Raw genomic sequence first — 24,409 nt, 5'->3', positions numbered from 1 at the left:
GAAGGTCAGTGTGGCCAGCGAGTCGAACACCTATCAGATCAAAGCCGCCGACAGGTGCGAAGCCCTCGACGTCAGTGCGGGGGGCGCGTCCGCCGAGCAGATCAAAGGGTGGCTGAACGACACCAACGCCCCTGCCATCGTGCGCGCGGCCGACGCCTACGCCAGCGCCGCATCGATGGTCGGTCTGGCCAGGGAGTCGCTGCTCTCGGCGGCCAAGGCGCTGAGCGAGATGTGGGGTGGGCCCACCGCCGCGCTCTTCCAGGCCGGGTTGCACAAGCTCGACACCACGGGCGACGAGCTGGCCACCAAGATGAAGCGGGTGTCGGACCAGCTCAACGCCTACGGCGCAGTTCACCTCCCTGAGGCCATCAGGAAGGTGGACGCCGCCACGGCCCCGGCCACGCCGCAGCCGAGCGCGGGGCCCAAACCCACGGTCACCACCACCCCGACCGCTCCTCCCAGCAGCAGCGCTCCGACCACGGCGCCCAGCACCACTCCGGCCCCTGGGCCGACCACGCCCCCAGCGCCCGGCGTGGACCCGAACGCCGCGGCCAAGGAGAAGCAGAACGAGCAGGCGCGGCGGATCCTGGAAGATCTCAACATGGAGATCGCCGGGCTCTACAGCCTGCTGCCGACCGACGTCTCCTACGATCTGGAGATCCCCTCCCCGCCCAGTGCGGACGGTGGATACCAGCAGACCAACTACTCGTCCCCTGACCGGTACCAGTCCTCCTTCAGAGGCGGTAACCCCGGCGGATCGCCGACCTTCGACACCGGCAACACCTGGCCCGGTACGGGCGGCGCCGACAGGCCGGGCACGGGCGGGCCCGGCCAGGGTCCCGGAGGTCCAGGCCAGGGTCCCGGAACCGGCTCCGGCGGCGGTGGCAGTGACGGATCCACCCCGACAAACCCTGACAAACCGGGTGGCGCACCTGGTGGGGACACTCCGCCCGGCACCGACCCGAACGCCCCCGGCACCGACCCGAACGCCCCCGGCACCGACCCCAACGCCCCCGGCGGCAACGGTGAGACGGGGGCGGGCTCCGGCGGTGGTACGGGCGACGGCAGAGGAGACGACGGCACCGCGCCGGCGGTGATCGGCCAGAACGACAGTTCCCGTCAGACCGAGACGGCCTCGTACGTGCCGACCACACCCCCGTCCACGACGATGCCGACCTCGACGCCGTACGGGCAGGTCCCGACCACCATGACGCCCACCATCACCACCACCCCCGGAATGCCCAACACCTTCGTCGGGCCGACGAGCAGCTCGCCTGGCGTTCCCTCGGTGATCGGCGGCGGCACCCTCGGCGGCCCGAACGCGATGACCTCGGCGGCCACGCGTGGCGGGCTCGGCGCGGGCATGCCGTTCATGCCGATGGGCGGCATGGGGGGCACCATCGGCGGCGGTGAGAGCGAGGAGAACACGTACTCGACGGACCTGCGGGAGGACCGGGACCCGTGGAACACGGCACACGAGGTGACCACGGATCTCATCGGCAGGACGGCTGAGGCGTGACAGATTCCTCCAACGCGGCGAACAATCCCCTGTCGGGGATTCCGAACATGTCGACTGCGAACTTCAGGCCCTCCTCCGGCATCCGTTTCGTCAAGGATCAGCTCAAGCCGACGACGGGCAGCCTCGAAGACGACGCGAGTACGGCTGACACGCTCGCCACGCGGACGGGCGGCATCAGCATCTACTACCCCCTGGCCATCAGGCAGGTGGGGAGCGCCCACGACCAGGCTCGCGACCAGGACGTCGAGACCGCGAGAATGGCCGGGGAGGTGCTCAAGTCGTGGCGGACCGCGCTGACGCTGGCCGACGCCAACTATCGCAAGTCCGATGACGACAGCCGCTACCAGCAGACCGGCGGGATCGACCCCTCACAGCTCGGCGGCCTTGGCAACGTGGGCAATCTCGGCGGCCTGGGCAATCTCGGCAACATGGGCAACCCGGATGGTCTGGGCAACCTCGGCGGTCCTTCCACGCCTGACCCCAATCTGAAGACGCCGGCGATCAACTCCCCTGGCTTCGACAGGCCGGACCTCCAGACGCCGAAGGTACCTGGCCTCGACGACTCGAACCTCAAGAACCCCGGGCAGCCCGACCCGAACCTCCGGACCCCCGATCTCAGGACTCCTGACCTGCGGAACCCGGACCTCAACAGCCCGGACCTCAACAGCCCGGACCTCAACAGCCCGGATCTCAGGACCCCCGGCCTCAACGATCCCAACCTCAACAGTCCGGAACTCAAGACCCCCGATCTGAACACGCCCGACCCCAGGTCGACGGGGCTGTCGAACTACGAGCAGCCGAACCTGCAGACGCCGAACCTGCGCACCCCCGAGGTGCCCACCACCTATACGGGCGACCCGGGCACGTCGTACGGCAGGACGGGTACGGGCACGGGCACGGGCTCTGGCATCGGGGGCGCCGGAGCCGCGGGCCTGAGCGCCCGCGGTGTCAGCGGCGCAGGCGGCATGCCGATGATGCCCATGATGCCGCCCATGGGCGCAGGTGGTCAGACGGACGACAAGGAGAGGGACAACGACACCTACGCACTCCGCGAGGAAGAGGGTGTCTGGATGGACCAGGACGGTATCGCCCCGCCGACTCTGACCCACGAGGTGTGAGCATGGATCACACACTGCAGCGGTACCTGATGGCGATCAGCGTCCAGATCGGCGCCGCCATCTGGATCAGGCGTGCGTGGGCGGCGACGGTTCCGCTGGCGTTCGGGGCCTGCGCCGGCCCCATCGAGCCGATGGACAAAGGCAAGCACTCCTATCAGTCGGCCGACAAGGGAGGGGAGACGACCGAGATCGCCGCCCTGCGCCAGTCGTTGGCCGACCTCGAGAAGAAGCTGAAGGAACGCGCCGAGTGGGAGGGCGACGCCTGGGACTCCTTCAAGCAGAACCTGGACCAGTTCCTCGAGGAGTGGGAGAAGAAGGGCCTCTACCGCGACAGCTTGGGCGATGCCGCCGCCGCGCCCAAGGGGATGGTCGAAGCGGGGTCCTACCTCGCCGTGACCTCCGCTCTCGCGATGCTCGCGCTGGCGGTGTTCATGCGCGCCACGTGGGCGGCAGGCCCGGTAGGAGTGGTGGCGGGAGAGACGGCCGCGAGCACCGTGGGCCCGCAGATCGGCCGTATCTCCACCGGAGCGCTCAAGAAGCTGACGATCGTAGGCTTCGCACTCATGGGGATCTATTCGGTCGCCTCGACGCTCAGCCAGAAGCAGGCGGCGAAGTTCCAGGACATGAAGGCGATGCCCTCGTTCGACGGTCTCGCGCTCCAGTACGACAAGAACTCGGGTGGCCTCACGCCGAAAATACTCGGCAACAAGAACATGCCCGGGGGGACGGGCCTTCCCGACTCGTTCCCGGTGTAGCGACCCGGCCGCTGCCTGGGCCGGGCCACCGGGCCACCGGGCCACCGGGTCACGGCCGACGTCGTATACCTTCGGCGCCTGGACCCGTCCGGCCCTCGCCTTGCCTGCGGTCTCCCAGAGAGCCCCTCGTTCAGCGATCATGGTTCGACGGAGAGCCGTTCCCACAGCACTCGCTCGGGCACCCGGACGCCGCCACGCCGCCGAGGGCGTGTCCGCCCAGGAGCCTGCCGGCCGCGAACAGGGGGCGCGAGCGCCCTCCTTGCGGCTACGGGCCGATCACAAGAGGATTCAGCGCCTTGACGGGGTCGAGGGTGGGGCCCGGCTGGATGGAGTGGAGCAGGTGGGTGGGCACCGGCGTCACATCGGCGGCGTCGTAGCCCAGCTTGCCGACCTGGTCGGCCGAGTGCAGCGGGAACCTGCGCCCCTGGTCGGTGATGAGCTCGTAGGTGTTGATGGCCTTCAGCTGGTTCTCCCCTGGCAGCAGTCCCGCCAGCGCGGCCCCGCCGGCGGGGAGGATCACCTGGTCGAAGAACTGCTCGCTGCCCGTCACCGCGGGGGGCTGGATGGTGATCGTGCTGCCGATCGTCAGCTTCGCCTTGACCGAGCCCTTCGCGGTCTCCGAGTAGACCGAGCACAGTGGCGACGTTCCCGGCACCGTGATGACCTTGGGCATCGAGGCGGGCAGGCCGCCGCCCATCAGGTGCTTCTGCGTCGTCGTCTGCTTGCTGTTGGCGGTGGCCGCGTCGATCTCGATCGGCTCGGCGGGGCGGTTGCCGTACACCGCCTTGATCTTGGGGTCGGAGAGCGCGAGGTTCGCCTGGGTCGAGGTGATGGGCGCCAGACCGTCGGCGACCAGGACATACCACCTCGTAGGACCGCCCGCGATGCCCGGAGTGGTGAAGATCTGACCGAGCCGCGCGCTCCTGCCGTCGGGCCCCCTCGTCCGCTTGCCCAGGCCGGGGACGCGCGGCGCACGGAAGTCCGGACCCTCGGGGATGGCGTTCAGCCAGGCGGCGGGCACCTGCCTGGGGGAGCCGGCCCCCAGCGCCAACACACCCTCCGGCTGCACTCGCATCTTCGTGTCGTTCAGGATCACGTAGGCGTTGCGGCGGGCGTCCACGACCACGATCGCGTCACCGCCGAGCGGCCTGCCGCCCACGTCGATGCCGCCCACCAGCGACACGAACTGCTTGCGGACGCTGGCCGGGTTCGTGTTGTCCATGACGCAGGCCGACCACGGGCCCTTGACCAGCTTCTCCTTGGGCGGCAGGGAGTTAGGCAGGCCGGGGATGCCCACAGTCGGGCCACGGTCGAAGCTCGCCAGCGACGCGGAGGTCACGTTGCGGACCCGGACGTCGGTGCTGTCGAGCAGCAACCGTCCGGAGACGTAGTTGGCCACCGGCAGCAGCTTGCGCTGCTCCTGGCTGTAGACGAACGCGGCGCCGGTGTTCTCCTCCACCAGCAGCTGTCCTGGATCGGTGAGGTTGGTCGCGTTGCCAGGCTTGATCAGACCCCAGATCCCGAACCCCGCGACGACCAGCACCGCGATGAGCAGCCCGCAGAACATCGCGACGTTCTGCCTGCGCATCGGGGACTCGGCGACGTCCGGCTCGGCCTGGAGCAGGGCCATGCCCATGCGTTGCAGCATCAACCGGTGGGCTTGGTAGAGATCCTTGCGGGTCTGCATGGAGGCCAGCATAGGAGCCTATGTCCAACTTCCACACGACTTGGATAGGTTCCACTACAGTCGAGATCACGATGACGGAGGTGGGCATATGGCAGAGCCAAGAGATCCGGTGGCCGTCGAACACAGGTGGCCCGGTCTCGACCCGAAGCCTGGCGAGATCGATTACGACGCAGGCAAGCTCAAGGGCATCGCCAAGGCACTGGGCGACGGTCTTGAACGCCTGAGAGGCATGGAGGTCGGCTCCATGCAGGACCTCGGCACCCGCGGTATCGTGACCCACCCGGCGCCGAACCAGGGCTGGGAGGCCGGTGATGCCGTCTTCGACACCATCACCGAGGCTCATCGCTTCATCATGTACGTCTACGGCGAGATCAACTCGAAGTACGACACCGCGCTCTCCCTCGTACGCGCGGGCGCGGGCGTCTACAACGGGACCGAACAGGCCAACACGGGCACGAAGAGCGTCTGATGGACATCAAGTCGAAGCAGTACCCGGTCAAGGTCAACGGTGAGTTCACCCTGAAGGACACGCCGACGGTCCAGCACGCCTCGGCGGTGATGAGCGGGCTGAGCCAGCCGGACGCCCGTCGGGGTGTCGAGAAGGCGGCCAACGCCTACAAGAGCGCCAGTAAGATCCTTTCGGACACCATGACAGTGATCTTGGACGCGGCTGTCGCGATGGCCAAGGTCTGGGGCGACAAGCCGTCCGTGGAGGCGCAGCAGGCCCTGCGGGCGCTGTACGTCACCGTGCGGGATCTCTCGGGCAAGACCTACGCCGTCGGGACGGCTCTCGAGCAGATCGGCGAGACGGTCATGGGCAACATGCCTGACAACGGAAAGGGCTTCGGGGGCTGGGACGACGGCTCCTCCTGGGACGACAGCATCGGCGACATCACCTTCGATGGCGGGGACTTCTGGGAGTCGGACAGGGATCGGGCCAAACGCAACCTGCAGGAGATCAACAACCAGCTCCAGCGGATTCACAGCATCCTGCCCGACGAGGTGCGCGAGGATCTTCCGGACATCGGGCCGTCGAGTGTGCCTCCCCCTCCGATCAAAACGCCCACGATCCCCACGGGCGGGGTCAAGACGCCCACCTTCGACACCCCTTCCTACGACCCGAACGCCGGTGGCCTCGGGACGGGGAACGGCGGCTCCTCGGGGACATGGCCGGACTCCACCTTCCCCGGCGGAACGGGTTCGGGCGGCACGGGTTCGGGCGGCACGGGTTCGGGCGGGGTCGGGTCGGGCGGGACCGGGTCCGGCGACGACAAAATCAAGATTCCTGGCATACCCCCGGGTCCGGGCGGCGACGGCTCCCAGTACCCCAACATTCCTCCAGGCGGTAACGGGACCACCATTCCGAACATCCCCACCGGTCCCACCTCCGGTATGAACACACCTGACGCGCGCACCACCAACCTGGCCGACTTCCAGCCGCCGAATGTCGACACCCTCCCGAACAACCAGTCCATCGACCCCAGGACCGGGCTGCCGACCGGCATGGGCACAGGGAACGGCATGGGAACAGGGAACGGCATGGGAACAGGGAACGGCACGAGTACCGGACCGAACTCCGGCTACGGGACCGGAGTCGCCACGGGCATGGGATCCGGCGGCTACGGGTCGGCCACCCAGGCGGGCGCGCGGGGCGCGAGCACGCAGGGCATGGGCGGTATGCCGATGATGCCCCCGATGGGCGCGGGTGCCCCTGGTGGTCAGGAGGAGCGGAGGAAAGAAGACGGAACCTGGCTGATGGAGGAAGACGACGTGTGGGGCACCAACGACCACAACGCGATCGATGGTCCCACGGTCGGCATCTAGCCGGGCAGCGCCGTCTGGATCGGGGTCACGGTGCCGGTGGTCACCAGCAGCCCCCTGCCGGGCGGCCCGCCCACCGCGCCTCTCGGCAGCCGCACGGTGAACAGGTCGCCGTCGGCGGGGCTCTGCACCGACAGCAGCAGTCCCGTGCGCGACTTGCGCGTCTCGGCCACGAAGCCCCTGTAGGCGGTGGACAGGTCGCCCGTCGTGCCCGCGATGATCAGGCCGTGCTCGCCGTCCCTGCCGGTTCTGAGGGTCTCCTCCAGCAGCGTGCCGAGCGGGCCGTCGGGGTTGATCAGCTCGGCGTCGTCCACGACGACGACGTAGCGCTCGCGCCCGTCCAGCAGCTCGCGCAGGCCCACGCCGTTGCCGTCCAGGACGGCCAGCGCCCCCTCCAGCTCGCGCAGCGGGCTGCGACGGGGGACCACGGCGACGACGGGGGTGCCCGAGGAGATCAGCGAGCGCGCGGCGGTGAGCAGCGCCGACGAACGGCCAGAGCGTGGGGGCCCCGCGATGACCGCGCCGGGGCCGTGGGCGAGCAGGTCCACGCCCACCGGAGCCAGCGCGTCGCCGCCGACGCCGAGCAGCGCCCACAGCGGGCCTTCGCCGGAGGGCCCGAGCTCGAGCGCCTGGGCCGTCGTGATGCGCATCGGCAGGGCGTCGACCCGCAGCGGGGGCTCGCCCTCCGGCTCACGGGAGCGGGCGAGCGTCTGCAGGGCCGCCACCTGCGCGGGGCCCGAGGGATCGGGGTCGAGCAGGGCGATCTGGCTCTCCACCACGCCGTGCTCGCTCGTGGACAGCGCCCTGCCCGGCGGCATGGCGGCGGGCAGGTCCTTGACGGGCAGCCCCGCGAGGCCGTAGTCGGCGGGATCGGCCAGCCGCAGGATCAGCCGCTCGTCGAAGACGGTGGACACCTGGCCGAGCAGCGCGGAGCGGTCGCCCGTCACCACCGCGCGCAGCCCGACGGCGGGCCCCTCACGCAGCAGCTGGAGCAGCGCCTCGGTGAGCCTGCCGTAGTCGTAGCCCTCGAAGGCCGCGACGTATCCCTCCCACCTGTCGACCATCAGCACCAGCCACGGCAGCCTGTGCCCCGCCGCGCGGTACTCCGCCAGTGAGGCGTGTCCTGCCTCGGCCAGCAGCTGCTGCCTGCGGCCCACCTCCTCGCGCAGCCTGGCGAGCAGCCGTTCGACCCTGTCGAGCTGGTCGCGGGTGACGACCGCGCCGCAGTGCGGCAGCGCGACCAGGGGGAGCATCGCGCCCGACCCGCAGTCGACGACGTGCAGGTGCACGTCGGCGGGCGACGCGGTGGCGGCGATGGCGCCCGCGATCGTGCGCAGCGCGGTGGACCTGCCGCTGCGCGCCGCCCCCGCGATCAGCAGGTGCCCGCCGCGCTCCAGGTCGAGCGCGAGCGGGCGGCGCCGCTGCGCCCACGGCAGGTCGGTCACCCCGAACTCCAGGCCCTCGGGTTCGCCGATGACGACCTGCGCGGGCAGCGGCGGCAGCCACGGGCTCGGCTGCTCGGGAACATCGGCCCGCTCCGCCGCCGCTGCGATCGTGTCGGCCAGGATCGCCAGGTCGGTGATCGCCAGCCCTTCGAGAGGTTCAGGCGCGGGCGGCAGCGGCCTGCCCAGCGCCCCCCACTCGAGCTCCACCGCGCGCGGCCGCGCCTGCGCGTCGCCGGGCGCGCGCCCGCCCACCCTCGCGGCCTGCACCGCCACGTGCTTGACGTAGCAGCGGCCTGGCGTCGCCTTGGAGATGTGCGCGGCGTCGGGGATGCCGATGACGTCGGCGGACTCGGCGGCCTCCGTCACCCTGAGCGCGATCCGCAGCGAGGTGTTCGCCTGGATGTCGGCCGTCACCACGCCCGCGGGACGCTGCGTGGCCAGGATCAGGTGGATGCCGAGGGAGCGGCCCCTGCGCGCGATGTCGACCAGGCCCGCCACGAAGTCGGGCAGCTCGGCGACCAGCGCGGCGAACTCGTCGATGACGAGCACGAGGCGTGGCAGCGTGCCCTGGTAGTCGTCGATGTCCTTGGCGTCCGCGTCGAGCAGGAGTCGCTCCCTGCGCCTGATCTCGGCGGCCAGCGAGGTCAGCGCCCGCTGGGTGAGGTGGCCGTCGAGGTCGCTGACCATGCCCACGGTGTGCGGCAGGCGGGCGCAGTCCTTGAAGGCGGCGCCGCCCTTGTAGTCGATCAGCACGAAGGTCAGCTGGTCGGGCCTGTTGCGGGCGGCCAGCGCGCAGATCAGCGTCTGGAGCAGCTCCGACTTGCCCGCGCCCGTCGTGCCGGCGATCAGGGCGTGCGGGCCGTCCTTGGCCAGGTCCACGGTGAACGGGCCCTCGGGGCCGACGCCGAGCAGCGCCTCGGTGGTCGGCGCCTCCCACCGGACGGGCGGGTGCAGCAGGTCGAGCAGGCGCACCGCCTCAGGCAGGCTGCCGTTCGGGTCGTCGCGCGAGACGTCGCGAAGGGGGGAGAGCGCTCTGGCCAGCCGCTCGCACCACTCGTTCGGCACCTGGTCGGTCAGGGCGGCGCCCAGCGTGTCGAGGCCGCCGCCGCGCAGCCGTACCTGGCCGTCGAGGCCGCAGGCGGCCACGGTCTCGCACTCCTCGGGCAGCAGCCGCTGCTCCTCGTCCACCGCGAGCGTGTAGACGCCAGCTCGCGGGCCCTGCCTGAGCACCTGCGGCATCCCCTGCAGCCCGCGCAGCACCTGTGCGCCGTCGAGCACGACCAGCACGTCGTAGGGGCGCTCGTCGTAGGAGGGCCGCTTGTCGGTCTCGGGACCGCCCAGGTCGTCCCAGCCGGTCGGGACCTTGCCGAAGTCGGGGATCGAGGTGTTGAGCCGCTCGTCGATCAGCGCCGTCAGCTCCGCCACCCGCCTGGCGGCCGCCTCGGGGTCGGCGCCCACCAGCACCACGCAGTCCTCGCCGCCGTGCGGGGCGCAGTGCGGCAGCCAGCGCGCCCAGCCCCACCGCTCCTCCGCGTCGGAGCCGGCGGAGATCACCACGATCGCCAGGTCGCGCGGGCTGTGCAGCGCGGCCGCCTGCGCGACCATCCAGCTCACCAGTCCCGCCGTCGTCTCGCGCCCGCCCGTCACGCCCGCGACGCCGAGGCGTCGCATCGGCAGCGCCACGGGCACCTTCCTGCAGACAGGGCTCTCGTACGGCTGGTCGAACTCCAGGTCGGCGGGCAGGTCGGCGAGGCCGACCCTGAGTCTGAGCGCGTCGGCGTCGTGGATCCTGCGCTCCCACAGCCTCCGGCGTGGGCCCGTGGCGGTCAGCAGCACCTCGGCCGGGTCGGGCGCGGCGGCCCTGCGGGCCCGCTCGTCGTCCCTCCTGGCCTGCTCGACCTCCTCGCGGAAGGCGGCCAGATCCTCCCTGTACTGCCTGACGGAGCGCTTGTGCTGCTTGCGGCCGTGCCGCCGGTCGCTCCACCACTGGCCGAGCATGATGAGCGGTGTCATGAGCGCGATGAGCAGGTAGTACCACTGGCCGGTGACCAGCATCATCGTCACGCCGAGCACCGCGGGCAGCAGGGCGGCCAGCAGCTGCAGCCGCATCGTCTCCGCCCGCCTCGGCTCCTGCGGCACCTCGAACCTGCGCGCGGTATCGGGACGGCGCAGCCTCGGCGGCCGGTTGTAGGCCAGCCCGCCGTCGGGGTGGGGGGCGAGATGCGCGTCGGCGGGTTCAATGGCGGTCAGCGTGAAGATCGAGGAGCCTGCCGTCAGCAGGGCGTGCTCGGGCCAGTCGGCGGGCGCGGTGACGGGCTCGCCGTCCAGGGTGATCTCGGGGGGCTCCCCCATGGGGGGCGTGTCCCTCAGGGCCAGCTCGTCGAGTTCCTCGGCGTATCGGCCTTTCGCCTTCCTGCGCGGAGGCTCCTGCGGCTTCCTCTTCGGCGGTTCGACCGTGATCGACTCCGGGGTCACGCGGAGGATCGCGGCCTCGGCGGCCAGCGAGGGATCGCGTACGGCGATCGCGCAGCTCGGGTCGGCGCCGATCACGTGGACGCCCAGACCGAGGCGATGGACCGAGCCCGCCTGCGGGCCTCCCACGACGCGCACCTCGGCCACGCCGCCGGGCTCGGCGACCAGGGTCAGGCTCGCGAGGTGGGGGCGGAGGGTGATCCTGTCGCCGTTGCGCAGGACGGCTCTGACCGGGGCCCTCGGGTCGACGGGACGGCCGTCGCGCCACACCGTCGGCCCGTCGAAGCCCAGACCGCCGACTCCGTGCGCCCATCCGTCGTCGGAGGCCGCCGCGGGCGGGTCGCTCGTTCTGCGGTGGCCGGTGTGCCTGCCCGCTCGCCTGTCGGGCGAGAGGCGGGTCTCGCCGCGCTGGCGCGGGATGCGGGGCTCGGCGCCGAGGCCGTAGGGGGCGCGGTTCCTGGACAGGCGGACCACCTTGGCCAGCGGCTCCTCCGGCGGGCCTGCCAGCGCCTCGGCCACCCTGGCGACCGTGGTGCCCGGGTCGCCCTCGATCACGACGTCACGATCGCCGCGCTCGTCGAGGACGGTGAGCATGATCCGCATGTGCCGCTCCTCCGGGGTCGGACCGGCCGCCACGCTAACGCGTGACCGCGGCGCCCGCCGCCCGGATGACGACACCGGTATCAGGAAGGGGGCCGGCGGCCGGCCTCCATCGTGCGGTCGCGAAGCTCCTCGGCCTTCTCCTCCAGCAGCCCCGCGTAGGCGTTCACCTCGGCGGTGACCTCCACCAGATTGGCGGCCGCCCTGTGCAGCCTGCCCACCGTCCAGGAGGTGGCGGGGGCCGCGGCGAGACGCGCGACCCAGCGACGGCGAAACCGGGCGAAGCGCCCGCTGTGCCTGGCCATGCGGCAAGCATCCCACAGTTTGAACAGGTTCAGGGTGACAGTTCTGTGAATTCTGTGACCAATGTGGTCGCTATCACCAAATACGCAGTCAATTCAAGCAGCTTTAATTAACCGGTCTGGTTGACAGGCTCCTACCTGCGAAAGGAGCATTGGTCCTCGTATTTGGGCCTCGTCAGGCGTCATCAGATGCACATAATGGCCTGAATTCCCGCAAATTCATCATGGGAGCCCCCCACCTATGAGGACCAGCGAAAAGCCTGCCGTGAACTCGGCAGGGCCCGCAGGTGTGCTCTCCAGCAGCACCTCACGCAAGCTTCCCGTGCCCCCGCGCGAGCGTAAACCCGCGCTCGCCGCGCTGGCCGTCCTCCTCATTCTCGGTGGCGCGCTGGCGACCACGCTGCTCGTCATGCGCAGTGGTGATCGCATTTCCGCGATCAGGGTCGTGCAACAGATCGGCGGGGGGCAGAAGATCTCCGCCAATGCCCTCGAAGAGGTGCAGATTGCCGATACAGGAGTCGCCTATGTGGCATGGTCGCGGCGGTTCGCCGTCATCGAGACCTACGCCGCGGCGACCATTCTTCCCGGCACCCTCCTCACCGACCAGATGACCGTGACCGCGAGCCAGGAGCTCGGCCCTGGCAAGGCCAAGGTCGGGCTCGCGCTCAAGCCGGGCCAGGCGCCCGCGGGGCTGCGCGAGGGCGACAGGGTGCAGGTCATCCACGTGCCAGGACGCTCGTCGGGCGCGCAGAGCAGGGTGCTGGCGCCCAACGCCCTGGTGCACATCGTGGGCGAGCCGACCAGGACGGGCTCGGCGGGGCTGATCACCGTCATCGTCGACTCGACCGTCTCGCCGCAGATCGCCGCCTACGCCTCCGGCGGCGAGATCGCGGTGGCCGAGCTGCCGGGAGCGCGCTGACGTGGCGCTGATCATCCTGGCCGCCGACAAGGGGGCGCCCGGCGTCACCACCGCGGCGACCGCGCTCGGCGCGGTCTGGCCCCGGGCCGTCCTGCTGGCCGAGTGCGACCCGGCGGGCGGAGACCTCGCCTACCGGCTGCCCGCCGCCGACGGCGGCATGCTGAACCCCGGCAGAGGGCTGCTCACCCTGGGCGCCACCGCCAGGCGCGGGCTGGAGCCCGCCCAGATCCACGAGCACACCCAGAAGATCATCGGCGGGCTCGACGTGCTGGCCGGGCTCACCCACGGCGAGCAGGCCGCGGGCCTGACCTGGATGTGGGGGCCGCTCGGAAGGGCGCTGTCCGGCCTGCCAGGCGCCGACGTGCTGGCCGACTGCGGCAGGCTCGGCGCCCACCCCCAGGTGGGCGAGCTGATCGCGGAGGCCGAACTCCTCGTGCTGTTCACCCGCGCCAGCCTCGACCACGTCGCCCACCTGCGCGAACGCCTCGCGATCGTGCCCAAGGGCCCGCAGCTCGGCGTGGTCGTGATCGCCGACCCCCGCACCTACCGCGCCTCCATCGACGAGGTGCGCAGGATCGTGGGAGGACAGGCCGCCTTCGTGGCGGGGCTGGCCCACGACCCCAAGGGCGCCGAGCTGCTGCGCGGCCAGTGGGGCGGCAGGCTCGACCGATCCCTGCTCATCCGTACGGCCCGCGAGCTCGCAGGACGGCTCTCCTCCCAGGTGAGGGTGCCATGACCATCGACCACTCGCTGGTCAAGCGCTTCCGCCAGGAGGTCGGCGACCGCCTGTCCCACCAGCGCCGCCTCGACCAGGCCAACGGCCTGCCCGCCATGACGGGCGAGGACGAACGGCAGTTCGCCCGCGCGCTGATCTCCCAGGTGCTCGAGGAGTTCGCCAGGGGAGAGATCGGCTCGGGCCGTACCCCGCCCACGCTCGAAGAGGAGGAGGCGCTCGCGGCGGGGATCCACGCCGCGCTCTTCGGCGTCGGCCGCCTCCAGCCGCTGCTCGACGACGGCGACGTCGAGAACATCGACATCAACGGCTGCGACCGCGTCTTCGTCAGCTACGCCGACGGCCAGGAGCTCACCCACGAGCCCGTCGCCGAGTCCGACGAGGAGCTGATCGAGCTCATCCAGATCCTGGCCGCCTACTCGGGCCTGTCCAGCAGGCCGTTCGACACCGCCAACCCGCAACTCGACCTGCGCCTGCCCGACGGCTCGCGCCTCTCGGCGGTCATGGACGTCACCGTACGGCCGGCCGTGTCGATCCGCAGGGCCAGGCTCGGCAAGGTGTTCCTGTCCGACCTCGTGGGCAACGGCACGCTCACCCCGCTGGTCGGGCGCTTCCTCACCGCCGCCGTCGCCGCCCGCAAGAACATCATGATCGCCGGGTCCACCAACGCGGGCAAGACGACTCTGCTGCGGGCGCTGGCCAACGAGATCCCCGCCCACGAACGGCTGATCACCGTCGAGCGCGCGCTCGAACTCGGCCTCGACCAGTTCCCCGAGCTCCACCCGAACGTCGTCGCCTTCGAACAGCGCCTGCCCAACTCCGAGGGACAGGGCGAGATCACCATGGCCGAGCTGGTACGCCGATCCCTCCGCATGAACCCGTCGCGCGTGATCGTCGGCGAGGTCCTCGGCGACGAGATCGTCACCATGCTGAACGCGATGACCCAGGGCAACGACGGCTCGCTGTCCACCATCCACGCCAACTCCAGCATGGAGGTCTTCAACCGCATCTCCACCTACGCGCTCCAGGCCGCCGAGCGGCTGCCCATCGACGCCACCCACATGCTCATCGCGGGCGCCATCGACTTCGTGGTCTTCATCGAGAAGCGCAACGACTACGCGGCAGGCGGCACCCTTCGGCGCTTCGTCTCCAGCGTGCGCGAGGTGAACGGGGTCGACGGGCGCGTCCTTTCCAGCGAGATCTTCGCGCCGGGCGCCGACGGCACCGCCGTACCGCACGCGCCCGTCTCCTGCCTCGAGGAACTCGCCCCGCACGGCTACGCCCCAGGAGCCTGGTGATGACCGGCATCGACCCGCTGGCCCTGCTGTCGGGCGCCGCCGCAGGCGGCGGCCTCTTCCTGCTCGTGCTCTCCCTCTACGGCCTGCGCCCCCGCCCGAAGTCCGCCCCCCGCCACCTCGTGCGCACCCTGTCCACCCGTACGGCCGTCGCGGCGGTCCTGGCCACGGTGATCCTCGCGGTGACGCAGTGGCCCGTCGTCGCCGTCGGCGCGGCGCTGCTCGTCTTCGCCTGGCGAGGGCTGTCGGGCGGAGCCGCCTCCGAGCGGGCGGCCATGGTCAGGCTGGAGGGGCTGGCGGCCTGGACCGAGTCCCTGCGCGACACCATCGCGGGAGCGGCGGGCCTGGAGCAGGCCATCCCCTCCTCCATCAGGGCGGCGGCGCCCATGCTCCGCCCGCACCTGCGCGCCATGGTCGACCGCCTGCACACGCGCATGGCCCTGCCCGACGCGCTGCGGATGTTCGCCGACGAGCTCGACGACCCCTCGGCGGATCTGGTCATCGCGGCGCTGATCCTCAACTCCAGGCTGCGCGGCCCGGGCCTGCGGGACGTGCTCGGCGCCCTTGCCGTCTCGGCCCGCGAAGAGCTCGACATGCGCCGCAGGGTCGAGGCCGAGCGCCGCTCCACCCGCCGATCGGTGCAGATCGTCGTGCTCACCGCTCTCGGCTTCGCCGCCGCGCTGGTCGTCTTCAACCCCTCCTACGTGGCCGAGTACCGCTCGTGGCTGGGGCAGGCCGTCCTCGTGGTGGTGGCGGGGCTGTTCGGGGCCGGGTTCGCGTGGATGCGCAGGCTGGCCCGCTTCGACAAGCCGACCAGGCTGCTCGGTCTCGACGCGCCCACGGGAGGTGCCCATGGTTGAGGGTGTGCTGGCGGGCGGGGTGCTCGGGCTCGGACTGTTCCTCCTGACGAGGGCGCTCTTCCCCGCCAGGCCGGGGCTCGTCGCCCGTCTCATCGCGCTCGACGCCGCCAGGGAGGACACCGACGCTCCCAGGCTCCAGCTCGTGCTCCCCGACGAGGAGGTCAGCGCCTTCCGCCGCGGCCTCGGCGTACGGCTGGCCAGGCTCTACGCCGCGAGAGGCTGGGAGGTCCGCTCGATCAGGGCCGACCTGGCGCTGGTCGGACGCTCGTTCGAGGGCTTCCTCGCCACCAAGGCGCTGCTGGCCGCCTCGGGGCTGCTCGCCTTCCCCCTGCTGGCGGGGTGGCTGGCGCTGATGGAGTGGGGCGTCTCGCTGACCATCCCCTTCTGGGCGGCGCTGGCCGTCTCGCTGCTGTTCTTCGTCCTGCCCGACCTGCAGATCAGGCGCGACGCGGCGGCCAAGCGGCGCGACTTCCGCCACGTGGTCGGCGCCTTCCTCGACCTGGTCTCGATGAACCTCGCGGGAGGACGCGGCGTCCCCGAGGCGCTGATGATGGCCGTCTCCGTCAGCGGCGACTCGCCCAACTGGGCGATGTCCCGCATCCGCGACGCGCTCAGCGGGGCCAGGATCGTGGGCATCACCCCGTGGCAGGCGCTCGGCCAGCTCGGCGAGGAGATCAACGTCGACGAGCTGCGCGACCTGTCCGCCGCTCTTGGGCTGGTGGCCGACGACGGCGCGAAGGTGCGCGCCTCCTTGACCGCCCGCGCCGCCACCCTGCGCCGCCGCGAACTCGCCGAGATCGAGGGGCGGGCAGGGGAGCGGTCCCAGTCCATGCTCGTCGCCCAGCTCCTGCTGTGCGCCGGGTTCGTGATCTTCCTCAGTTTTCCCGCCGCTATGAAGATGTTGGGGTCGTGATGAACCATCCGTGGATCGTGTACCTGACCGCCTACCTGGGGGTCCGCGTGCACCGCGCCCGCACCGCCCCCACGCGTGGGGCCTCCGCCGTCGAGTGGGTGATCATCACCGCGATCATCGCGGGGGTGGCGCTCGGGCTGGCGACGCTCATCAAGACGCTCGTGGAGCAGAAGCAGAGCGACCTCCAGAACAGCTTCGGCGGGGGCGGCGGCTCGGGAGACGGCAACGAGTGACCCTCTCCAGACCTGCCCTGACCGGCGACCTCTCTCCCATAGAAGGCGTGCGGAGGAGCCCTCGTCCTCCATCCGTGGGCGAGGGAGCCGAGCCTGCCTCCGTGGGGCCCGGCCTCCCTCGGCGTGCAGCCGTGGGCGGCGGGACGCGGGAGCGAGGGGCCACGGTGGTCGAGCTGGCGATGATCATGCCGGTCGTCCTCGCCGTCGTGCTGCTGATCGTCCAGGTGGCGCTGTGGTTCCACGGCCGCCAGGTGGCCGACGCCGCCGCCAGGGAGGGCGCGAGGATCGCCAGGTCGGCCCCGTTCGACTCGACGAGCTGGCAGGACGAGGCCGTCTCCAGGGCCGAGGACGTCGCCAAGGCCATCGGTCCCCGCATCCTCGACGGCGCCGCGGCGACAGCCGTACCCCGAGGGGTCGATGAACGCTGGGTGACGGTGACGGGCAGCGCCGTGCAGGTCATCCCGCTGCTCCCCGAGCTGACCTTCACGATCACGGCCACGTCGGGCGGCCCCGTGGAGTGCTTCCGTCCCGACAACGGAGGCGACGACTGTCAATGAACGCCGACAGGGGCTCGATGGCTGTGGAGACGGTGATGCTGGCGCCGATCTTCCTGCTGTTCCTGCTGTTCCTCGTGGGCGCGGGACGGCTGGTCGAGGCGCAGGGCGAGGTGAACGGCGCGGCGAGGGACGCCGCCAGGGCCGCCTCGGTCCAGCGCACGCTCGAAGGGGCGGAGGGCGCGGCGGAGGCGAGCGCGAAGGCCGCGCTGGAAGGGCAGTGCGACGCGCCGCGGATCTCGCTGGCAGGGAGCGCCTGGGAGGAGGGCGGGCAGGTCAGGGCGGAGGTGACCTGCGAGCTGAACCTGGAGTTCCTGGGATTCGGCGCGGTCAAGCAGATGTCGGGCATGTCGGTCGTGCCGCTGGAGCAGTTCCGGAGGGTGGAGTGAACGAGCGCGGCTCGATGTCCGTGTTCACGGTGCTGTTCTCCGTCGTGGTGTTCCTGCTCGCGGGCCTGCTCGTGGACGGCGGCGCGGCGATCAACGCGAGGCTGCGCGCCGCGGACGTCGCCGAGCAGGCGGCCAGGGCGGGCGCGGACCGCGTCGACGTGGAGTACCTGCGCCAGACCGGACAGGCCCGCCTGCTGAGCCAGGAGGAGGTGTGCGCGCGCGCCGAACAGATCGTACGTGCTTACTCGCCCACCGAAGTGAAGCCCGCCGACTGCCAGGTCGGCGGCGCGCAGACCCAGGTGACGGTCTGGGTCAGGGTCAGCTGGAAGGCCTTCTTCCTCGGCGCGCTGGGCTTTCCCGGCGCGGAGATGGAAGGACAGGCCACCGCCGCGCCGGACGCCCGCTGAACCAGACCGAATCTCGTCACTCGCTGGCCCGGCGGCCCGCGGGTGACGACGCTTGATGCGAAGGAGGGAGAGGCGATGCCGACCCGAGAGCCCGCGCGCGCGGACGACCCTGCCCGTCGACCAGCGGGTACGGCAGACCAGGCCACGCCCCAGCGCCCGTACAGCACCGCCCCGTGGAGCACCGGCCTTCCCGCCGGCCGGCCGGAGAGCCGCGCGAGCGCCACAGAGCCTTCGTCATCCCGTCCGGCCAAGCCGAGAGAGGCGGGGCCCGGGGGCGGTACCGCAGGGAGCGGGCGGGGTGGGAGGCGGCCCGGCGCGGTGCCGGTGCGGATCCCGGCCAGGCGTACGCCCGGTGACATCCTGGCCGGCCTGGGAGCGCTCGTCGTGCTGGTGGCGCTCGTCGGTGGGGTGCCCTTCGCGCTGCTGACGCTGGCGGGACCGCCGATCTCGCCCGAGCTGCTCGACATCGACATTCTGACCAGCAACGTCGGCACGAGCACCGTCGTGGCGATCATGGTGCTGCTGGTCTGGCTGGCCTGGCTGCAATTGTTCGTGTGTGTGATCGTCGAGGTGTACGGCGGGATCCGCAGGGTGGGGATGCCCGCCCGCGTGCCCCTGTCAGGAGCGACCCAGGCGCTGGCCAACCGGCTGGTGTCGGCGGTGTTGCTGCTGTTCACGGCTGGGGCGGTGGCCGTGCCGATCGCCGGTTTGTCCGCGCCGCCCGCGCGTCCCCCGATGACCGCCGTGGCCTATGCGGCGCCGGTCGTCCTAGAGGAGGCGACGGTCTACAAGGCGAAGAAGGTCTACACCGTGCAGCCTCCGCACGGCAGGCATCACGAGAGCCTGTGGGAGATCGCGGAGAAGTGCCTGGGTGATGGGCGGAGATATCCGGAGATCTTCCAGTTGAACCAGTACAAGGAGCAGCCGGACGGCGCCCGCCTGCGCATGGCCGACCTCATCAGGCCCGGGTGGGTGCTCGACATGCCGGATGACGCGATCAACGTGCACATCGTCCCGGCGGGACAGCCCAGGGAGAAGACGCTCGAGGAGCATCCTGGACCGCCCGAGAGGGCGTCGGAGGGTGAGGCGCGCTCGGCGGAGCCGGGTCACGGCGAGACAGGCGTCACCACAACCGAGCGACCCCACCCGGCCGAGCGGGCCGACCGTGCCGAGAAGGCCGAGGCCGACCGTGCTGAGAAGGTAGAGCGGGCTGAGAAGGCCGAGCGGGCGAAGGCGGCGGAGGCGGCCGAGAAGGCCGAGGAGGCGGAGGCGGCCGAGAAGGCGGCGGCGGTCAAGGAAGCGGCAGAGCGGGCGCGCGAGGACGAACAGGGCCAGGAAGATCGGCAGGCTCGGGGGGATGCGCGCGCTGAGGCAGCCGAGGCGGAGCGGCAGGCTGAGCGGGCCGAGGCCGACCGGCAGGCTGAGCGGGCCGAGGAGGAGCGGCAGGCCGAGCAGAGTCCGGGGTTGGATCTGGTCGACTGCCTGGGAGGCGCCTCGCTGGCCGCCGCCGGGCTGCTGGTCGCCCTCGGAGCCAGGCGGCGTCGCCAGCTCTGGCACCGCGCCTTCGGGCATCGCCTGTCCCGTCCCCGCGACGACGCCGCCCTCGCCGAGGTGGCGCTCCGTCTCGGCGCCGACGCCCCGGGGGCCCGCATGCTCGACACCGGCCTGCGCCTGCTCGGCTCCGCGCTGGCCGCCCAGAACAGGGTGCCGCCCACCGTCTACGCCGCCCACCTGTCGCCCAGGACCCTCGACCTGTGGATCCATCCGCCGAGCCCCGACGCGCCGGAGCCGTGGGAGGCGCAGGACGGCGGCCAGGTCTGGCGGCTGGCCGCGCACGAGGGCAGGCTCCTGCAGGAGCAGACGGGCGGCGCGCCGTACCCGGGGCTGGTCTCGCTGGGCACCGACGGAGGCGGCCGCGTCCTCGTCGACCTGGAGGCGGCGCACGGGCTGATCAACATCCGCGGCCCGCACACCACCGCCGCCCTGGCCGCGCTGGCCGTCGAGCTGGCCACCAACAGGTGGTCCGACGAGATGCGCGTCACGCTGGTCGGCTTCGGCGAGGAGCTGACCTCCATCGCACCCGAGCGGGTGAGGTCCGTGGGCAGCCTGTCGGAGGTCCTGCCGGAGCTGGAGGAGGGCGCCGCGCCTCGCCAGGAGGTGCTCACCGGGCGGGTCAACGGGCAGTCGCGCCGGGCCCACTACCTGCTCAGCGCCGTCGCCCCCACCCAGGAGGAGGCGCGCAGGCTGGCGCTGCTGGCCCGCAGGGACACCGCGGGGTTCGTGGTCACGGGGGAGGTGCCGCACGCCACCTGGACGATGGAGATCACCGAGGAGGGCCGCGCGCGCATCCCCGAGCTGGGCTTCGAGGTGACCGCGCAGCTGCTGCCCCGCCGCCACTACCAGGCCCTGCTCGACCTGTTCGGTACGGCGGAGCGCCACGAAGGCGAGGCCATGCCCGAGCCCGAGCCCCTGGAGGAGCTCCACCCGCCCGCCGTCGAGATCAGGCTGCTCGGCCCGATCGAGGTCGTCGGCCCCGAGGCGATGGAGGAGGGGCGCATGGAGCTGGCCACCGAGCTGCTGGTGTATCTGGCCACGCATCAGGGCGGCGTCCACCCCGTCGTGCTCGGCGGCGTGCTGTGGCCGCGCGGTGTGCAGGCGCTGGTGCGCGACGCGACGATCGCGAGGGTCGCGCGCTGGCTGGGAGAGGAGCACCTGCGCACCGACGAGGCAGGACGGCTCAGGCTCGGCCCGGAGGTCCGCACCGACTGGACGCTCTTCCGCGAGCTGGTGCGCCGCTCGCACGGCGACGAGAGCGCGAGAGCCGTCCTGCTGGAGAAGGCGCTCGGCCTGGTCAGGGGGCCGCTGCTGGCGGGCAGGCCGCGCGGGAGGTACGCGTGGCTGGCCGCCGACGAGCTGGAGTACGACGTGGCGGCGGCCGTCGCCGACGCCGCCCACCGGCTCTGCGAGATCAGGCTGGCGCACGGCGAGGCGGACGCCGCGGTGGCCGCCGTACGGGCGGGGCTGCTGCTGGCCGCCGACGACGAGGGCCTCTGGCGCGACCTGCTGCGCGCCACCCACGCCACCGGCGACCAGGTACGGCTGCGCGCCGTCGTCGAGGGCCTGACGCGGCGGTCCTCCTCGCACCCCTACGGCGGAGGCATGGCCCCCGAGACCGAGGCGCTCATCGACGAGCTGCTGCCCTCGTGGCGCATCCACGTGGTCAGGGAGTCGTCAGCGTGACCCATACCGAAAGCCGCATCTCCATGGCTCGCGAAAGACGGGAAGCCCTAGCGTGATCCGCATGCGAGGGCTGATCGCACCGGTGGTCGCCGCCCTGCTCGGGGCGGGTTGCACGAGCGCCGGCGCCGATCGGCCCTTCACCCCCGGCCGGGCGAAGGCCGTTCCGACGGCGGTCGCCGGCCCTGCCGCGACGGAGTCCATCGTGGTGGGCCCGAAGACGAAGGTGCTGGTGGAAAGGCCTGTGGTCACCGATCCGCGCCACGCCGAGCTGCTGAAGGCGTTCACCGACATCTACGCGGGCATGTGGCGGGCCGTCGTCACCGGCGACGAGTCCTACCTGTCGAGGGTGGACGACCCCGGCGGGCGCGAGGCGACGGACTGGGTGCTCAGCTTCGAGGACAGGTCGGTGCGCGGCACCGCGAGGGTCTTCGCGATGAACGTCACGGCGATCATGGACGGCGGCGCCGAGGTCAACGCCTGCGTGGACGAGACCCGCATGCGCCTGCTGTCGGGCAGGGGCGGCGTCGCCGTACCGGACCAGCCCGCGTGGACCCGCGCGGCCTACCTGCAGGCCATGGTCCTGAGCAGGGGCGACGACGGGGTGTGGCGGGTCAGGGACTTCAGGCACGGCAAGGAAGGGTGCTCCAGATGAACCGCCTGTTCTCGGTCGCCGCCGCGGGTCTGCTGCTGCTCGATCCAGGAGGCCCGCGCGGCGACGGCTTCCAGGACGGCCGTACGGCGGGCGTCCGCCTCGAGAACTCCAAGATCGTGATCACCGGCAACGGCGCCAAGGGCGGCAAGGCGGACGGCTACCAGCTCAAACGCCCCTGCTGGTACGAGCCTGGCCCCGACGCCTCCCAGATGCTCAGGACCCAGGAGGAGGTCAGGGCCTACTGGTTCAGGATGAACCCCGACGGCACGGAGGAGCAGTTCCAGGCCTTCCTCAAGCAGTTCAAGGACAAGATCGGCAAGCCGGGCCGCTGGTGGACGCCCGCCTACAACGAGGCCGACGCGAGAGGCAGGGCCTGCTGGGGTGGGCTCGACCAGTTCGTATGGGTGCCGCCGGGCACGACGCCGCCGGCCGGCATCACGCTGGCCGAGCTGGTGGAGATCGCCCGCGCCGCGCTGACCGTGCCCGAGCCGAAGGTGAAGCTGAACCCCGACGTCAAGAGCTACGTCAACCTGCCGACCTGGGTGTGGCTCGAGGGTGTGGGGGAGACCACGCGCTCGGTCACCGCCTCCATCCCCGGCATCATGAGCGCGACCGTCACCGCGTCGCTGGAGGACATCAAGATCGACGCGGGCACCTCGTCCGACAGGGCCGAGGTGCGTGAGGACTGCGGGGCGTCGGGCCGGCCGTACCAGCGGGGCGGGGAGTTCACCTGCGGCGTGCGGTACCTGCGCGCCTCGATCGACCAGCCGCGCGAGGTGTACGTGCTGACGGTCACCACCGTCTGGCCCGTCGAGGTGGAGGACGACGTCGTGCCGTTCGCCTACGACCCCGTGGAGGTGGGTGCCACCCGTGACGTGCCGGTGGGCGAGGTGCAGAGCACGGTCAGGCGGCCGTGACGCTCACCCGACGAGCTTCCTCAGCAGCTCGCGCAGCTCCTGTTCTGGCTCGGGGCCGCCGAGCAGGTCGCGGACCCGGGCGTGGATGGTGATCTGCGCGTCACGGGCCTCCTCCAGGCGCTGCCTGCCGAGGTCGGTGAGCTCCAGGGCGTAGCGGCGGCGGTCGTGCGGGTCCCTTCCCCTGACCACGAGACCGGCCTGGACCAGCTCCTCGACCACCTCGGCCGCGGCCGGCTCGGTGATCCTGAGGTACTGGGCCAGCTGCTGCTGCGGGCAGGGCGCCAGCGCGTCGAGCCCGGCCAGCGGGCCGAAGTGCCGGGTGCGTAGCCCCGTGCCGGCCAGCTGCGCGTCGCCGAGCCTGCGCAGCCGGTAGTGCGCCTGCGCGACGAGGTGCTCGGTGCTCTGGAGCGGTGAGGGCTCGGGCAGGAGCGTGCCGAGCAGCTCGTTGAGCCTTCGCCGTTCGGCCGGTGTCAGCACGGCGGTGACTTGGGCGTCGTGGGCCGAGGCCGCCTCCCGCATCTCGCCGAGCGCCCTGCGGCCGCTGTCGGTCAGGCTCAGCACGTAGGAGCGGCGGTTGAGGGGGTTGCGGGCTCTCGTGACGTGGCCGGCCTCCTCGAGCCTGTCGATGAGCCGCACCATGAGCGTCCTGTTGAGGCCGAGCCGCTCGGACAGGTCCTGCTGCGAGAGGCCGTCCTGGTCGGCGAGGACGTCGAGCGCGACGAAGTCACGCGAACGGGAGTCGCCCGTGAACAGCGTGAACGCCTGGCGCATCAGGTTGCCGAGCGAGAGCTGGACGAGGTCGGACAGGTTCACGGCCCGATCGTATCAGCATGTTGATAGTTGGAACGTTGACAGTTGGGAAGGTGAGATTTATGGTCGGCTCATGACCTACCGACTCGACATGACGATGATGTTCGCGGTGCACGACGCGCTCAGGCGTGACGTGGAGCGCGTGGCCAAGCTCACCGCCCGTCTCGACGACGACCCGAGGCGCCTGCTCGGCGCGGCGCTGGGCTGGGAGCTGTTCAAGGGATACCTGCGGGTGCACCACACCACCGAGGACGACATGCTGTGGCCGGTGATGGAGCGGACTCTCGCGGGACGGCCTGACGAACTGGCGCTGCTGGTGGCCATGGAAGCCGAGCACGCCCTCATCGACCCGCTGCTCGCCTCCTTCGACGAGGCGCTGGCCGACCCTGACACCGGTCACGAACGGCTCGGCGACCTGGCCGACAGCCTCGCCACCGTGCTGGGCGGGCACCTGAGCCACGAGGAGCGTGAGGCGCTCGCGGTCATCGACCTGAGCGTCTCCGAGGAGGAGTGGCAGCGCTTCGGCCAGGAGCACGGCAAGCGCATCGGCGCGGACGCGCAGCGCTACCTGCCGTGGGTGCTGGACGAGGCGAGCGAGGAGCGGGTCTCATTCATCCTCGGCCACATGCCCGAGCACATCAGGAAGGCCTACCGCGAGGAGTGGCGCGCGGCCTACGTCGCACTGAACACCTGGGGCGCCTGAGCCTGACCGAATCCTCCCGATCGCTACGATGATCATCGTTCGGTCTCCTCTCATCACTCGGGAGC

At 71.5% G+C, this 24,409-nt stretch carries 22 protein-coding genes; 18 read left to right on the top strand and 4 right to left on the bottom strand.

Translation table 11 applies throughout. The features are described from left to right. Window positions 1-10 precede the first annotated feature (10 nt). The 3 genes from ABFX50_RS01655 to ABFX50_RS01645 are packed head-to-tail and all read left to right on the top strand — an operon-like array spanning window position 11 to window position 3,392. Window positions 11-1,519 carry a hypothetical protein gene (locus tag ABFX50_RS01655; RefSeq protein ID WP_346142617.1) on the top strand — a complete coding sequence of 503 codons (1,509 nt, stop codon included), beginning with the start codon at window positions 11-13 and terminating at the stop codon, window positions 1,517-1,519. Window positions 1,520-1,566: 47 nt separating this feature from the next. Continuing rightward, on the top strand, window positions 1,567-2,637 hold the full coding sequence (locus ABFX50_RS01650) for a hypothetical protein (RefSeq protein WP_346142615.1): 1,071 nt from the start codon (window positions 1,567-1,569) through the stop codon (window positions 2,635-2,637). Between the two features lie 2 nt (window positions 2,638-2,639). Beyond that, window positions 2,640-3,392: a hypothetical protein gene (locus ABFX50_RS01645; protein ID WP_346142613.1), complete on the top strand. Its 753-nt coding sequence runs from the start codon at window positions 2,640-2,642 to the stop codon at window positions 3,390-3,392. 265 nt (window positions 3,393-3,657) lie between these two features. Here the strand turns inward: ABFX50_RS01645 and eccB are convergent, their stop codons facing one another. Further along, the gene (gene eccB, locus ABFX50_RS01640; protein ID WP_346142612.1) at window positions 3,658-5,079 is read right to left on the bottom strand and encodes a type VII secretion protein EccB; all 1,422 of its coding nucleotides are present in this window, start codon (window positions 5,077-5,079) and stop codon (window positions 3,658-3,660) included. An 88-nt stretch (window positions 5,080-5,167) separates the two neighbouring features. Here eccB and ABFX50_RS01635 point away from each other — a divergent pair, with 88 nt between their 5' ends. Both ABFX50_RS01635 and ABFX50_RS01630 read left to right on the top strand, forming a co-directional pair. Further along, a complete protein-coding gene (locus ABFX50_RS01635; protein ID WP_346142610.1) occupies window positions 5,168-5,548 on the top strand; it encodes a hypothetical protein in 381 nt (126 codons plus the stop codon). Continuing rightward, window positions 5,548-6,903 carry a hypothetical protein gene (locus tag ABFX50_RS01630; RefSeq protein ID WP_346142608.1) on the top strand — a complete coding sequence of 452 codons (1,356 nt, stop codon included), beginning with the start codon at window positions 5,548-5,550 and terminating at the stop codon, window positions 6,901-6,903. The genes ABFX50_RS01635 and ABFX50_RS01630 overlap by 1 nt, the downstream gene beginning before the upstream one ends. Here ABFX50_RS01630 and ABFX50_RS01625 read toward each other — a convergent pair. Both ABFX50_RS01625 and ABFX50_RS01620 read right to left on the bottom strand, forming a co-directional pair. Continuing rightward, complete coding sequence (locus ABFX50_RS01625) at window positions 6,900-11,420, bottom strand: FtsK/SpoIIIE domain-containing protein (RefSeq protein WP_346142606.1); 4,521 nt, start codon at window positions 11,418-11,420, stop codon at window positions 6,900-6,902. The genes ABFX50_RS01630 and ABFX50_RS01625 overlap by 4 nt on opposite strands. Window positions 11,421-11,500: 80 nt before the next feature. Next, on the bottom strand, window positions 11,501-11,722 hold the full coding sequence (locus ABFX50_RS01620) for a hypothetical protein (protein WP_183650329.1): 222 nt from the start codon (window positions 11,720-11,722) through the stop codon (window positions 11,501-11,503). A 238-nt stretch (window positions 11,723-11,960) separates the two neighbouring features. On the opposite strand from ABFX50_RS01620, the gene ABFX50_RS01615 reads away from it, so the two are divergent. The 12 genes from ABFX50_RS01615 to ABFX50_RS01560 all read left to right on the top strand — a co-directional run bounded on the left by ABFX50_RS01615 (window position 11,961) and on the right by ABFX50_RS01560 (window position 22,831). Next, complete coding sequence (locus ABFX50_RS01615; RefSeq protein WP_183650327.1) at window positions 11,961-12,638, top strand: hypothetical protein; 678 nt, start codon at window positions 11,961-11,963, stop codon at window positions 12,636-12,638. 1 nt (window position 12,639) lies between these two features. Beyond that, window positions 12,640-13,374: a hypothetical protein gene (locus tag ABFX50_RS01610; RefSeq protein ID WP_346142604.1), complete on the top strand. Its 735-nt coding sequence runs from the start codon at window positions 12,640-12,642 to the stop codon at window positions 13,372-13,374. Continuing rightward, window positions 13,371-14,669 (top strand): TadA family conjugal transfer-associated ATPase, encoded by a 1,299-nt coding sequence (locus tag ABFX50_RS01605; RefSeq protein ID WP_183650321.1) that lies wholly within the window; start codon window positions 13,371-13,373, stop codon window positions 14,667-14,669. The genes ABFX50_RS01610 and ABFX50_RS01605 overlap by 4 nt, the downstream gene beginning before the upstream one ends. After that, entirely contained in the window at window positions 14,669-15,526 is an 858-nt protein-coding gene (locus ABFX50_RS01600; protein ID WP_346142601.1) for a type II secretion system F family protein, read from the top strand. The genes ABFX50_RS01605 and ABFX50_RS01600 overlap by 1 nt, the downstream gene beginning before the upstream one ends. Next, complete coding sequence (locus tag ABFX50_RS01595; protein ID WP_183650315.1) at window positions 15,519-16,439, top strand: type II secretion system F family protein; 921 nt, start codon at window positions 15,519-15,521, stop codon at window positions 16,437-16,439. Before ABFX50_RS01600 ends, ABFX50_RS01595 begins: the two co-directional genes overlap by 8 nt. Beyond that, window positions 16,439-16,672 (top strand): hypothetical protein, encoded by a 234-nt coding sequence (locus ABFX50_RS01590; protein WP_183650312.1) that lies wholly within the window; start codon window positions 16,439-16,441, stop codon window positions 16,670-16,672. The genes ABFX50_RS01595 and ABFX50_RS01590 overlap by 1 nt, the downstream gene beginning before the upstream one ends. Window positions 16,673-16,836: 164 nt before the next feature. Continuing rightward, window positions 16,837-17,229, top strand: a complete 393-nt coding sequence (locus ABFX50_RS01585; RefSeq protein WP_346142599.1) for a TadE/TadG family type IV pilus assembly protein — start codon at window positions 16,837-16,839, stop codon at window positions 17,227-17,229. After that, entirely contained in the window at window positions 17,226-17,615 is a 390-nt protein-coding gene (locus ABFX50_RS01580) for a TadE/TadG family type IV pilus assembly protein (RefSeq protein ID WP_346126128.1), read from the top strand. The genes ABFX50_RS01585 and ABFX50_RS01580 overlap by 4 nt, the downstream gene beginning before the upstream one ends. Before the next feature lie 14 nt (window positions 17,616-17,629). After that, on the top strand, window positions 17,630-18,022 hold the full coding sequence (locus tag ABFX50_RS01575; protein ID WP_346142597.1) for a pilus assembly protein TadG-related protein: 393 nt from the start codon (window positions 17,630-17,632) through the stop codon (window positions 18,020-18,022). Between the two features lie 318 nt (window positions 18,023-18,340). After that, a complete protein-coding gene (locus ABFX50_RS01570) occupies window positions 18,341-21,262 on the top strand; it encodes a hypothetical protein (RefSeq protein ID WP_346142595.1) in 2,922 nt (973 codons plus the stop codon). Between the two features lie 61 nt (window positions 21,263-21,323). Continuing rightward, complete coding sequence (locus tag ABFX50_RS01565) at window positions 21,324-21,914, top strand: hypothetical protein (RefSeq protein WP_346142594.1); 591 nt, start codon at window positions 21,324-21,326, stop codon at window positions 21,912-21,914. Further along, window positions 21,911-22,831, top strand: coding sequence for a hypothetical protein (locus ABFX50_RS01560; RefSeq protein WP_346142592.1), 921 nt, complete (start codon window positions 21,911-21,913; stop codon window positions 22,829-22,831). The genes ABFX50_RS01565 and ABFX50_RS01560 overlap by 4 nt, the downstream gene beginning before the upstream one ends. Before the next feature lie 3 nt (window positions 22,832-22,834). On the opposite strand, the gene ABFX50_RS01555 is transcribed toward ABFX50_RS01560, so the two are convergent. Then, window positions 22,835-23,644, bottom strand: coding sequence for a MarR family winged helix-turn-helix transcriptional regulator (locus ABFX50_RS01555; protein WP_346142591.1), 810 nt, complete (start codon window positions 23,642-23,644; stop codon window positions 22,835-22,837). 70 nt (window positions 23,645-23,714) lie between these two features. On the opposite strand from ABFX50_RS01555, the gene ABFX50_RS01550 reads away from it, so the two are divergent. Then, window positions 23,715-24,344, top strand: a complete 630-nt coding sequence (locus ABFX50_RS01550; RefSeq protein ID WP_346142589.1) for a hemerythrin domain-containing protein — start codon at window positions 23,715-23,717, stop codon at window positions 24,342-24,344. Window positions 24,345-24,409: the final 65 nt, after the last annotated feature.

Origin of the sequence: Nonomuraea recticatena, assembly GCF_039533245.1 — a bacterium.
Taxonomy (GTDB): domain Bacteria; phylum Actinomycetota; class Actinomycetes; order Streptosporangiales; family Streptosporangiaceae; genus Nonomuraea; species Nonomuraea roseola.
This window is presented reverse-complemented; position numbering and strand designations above follow the sequence as displayed.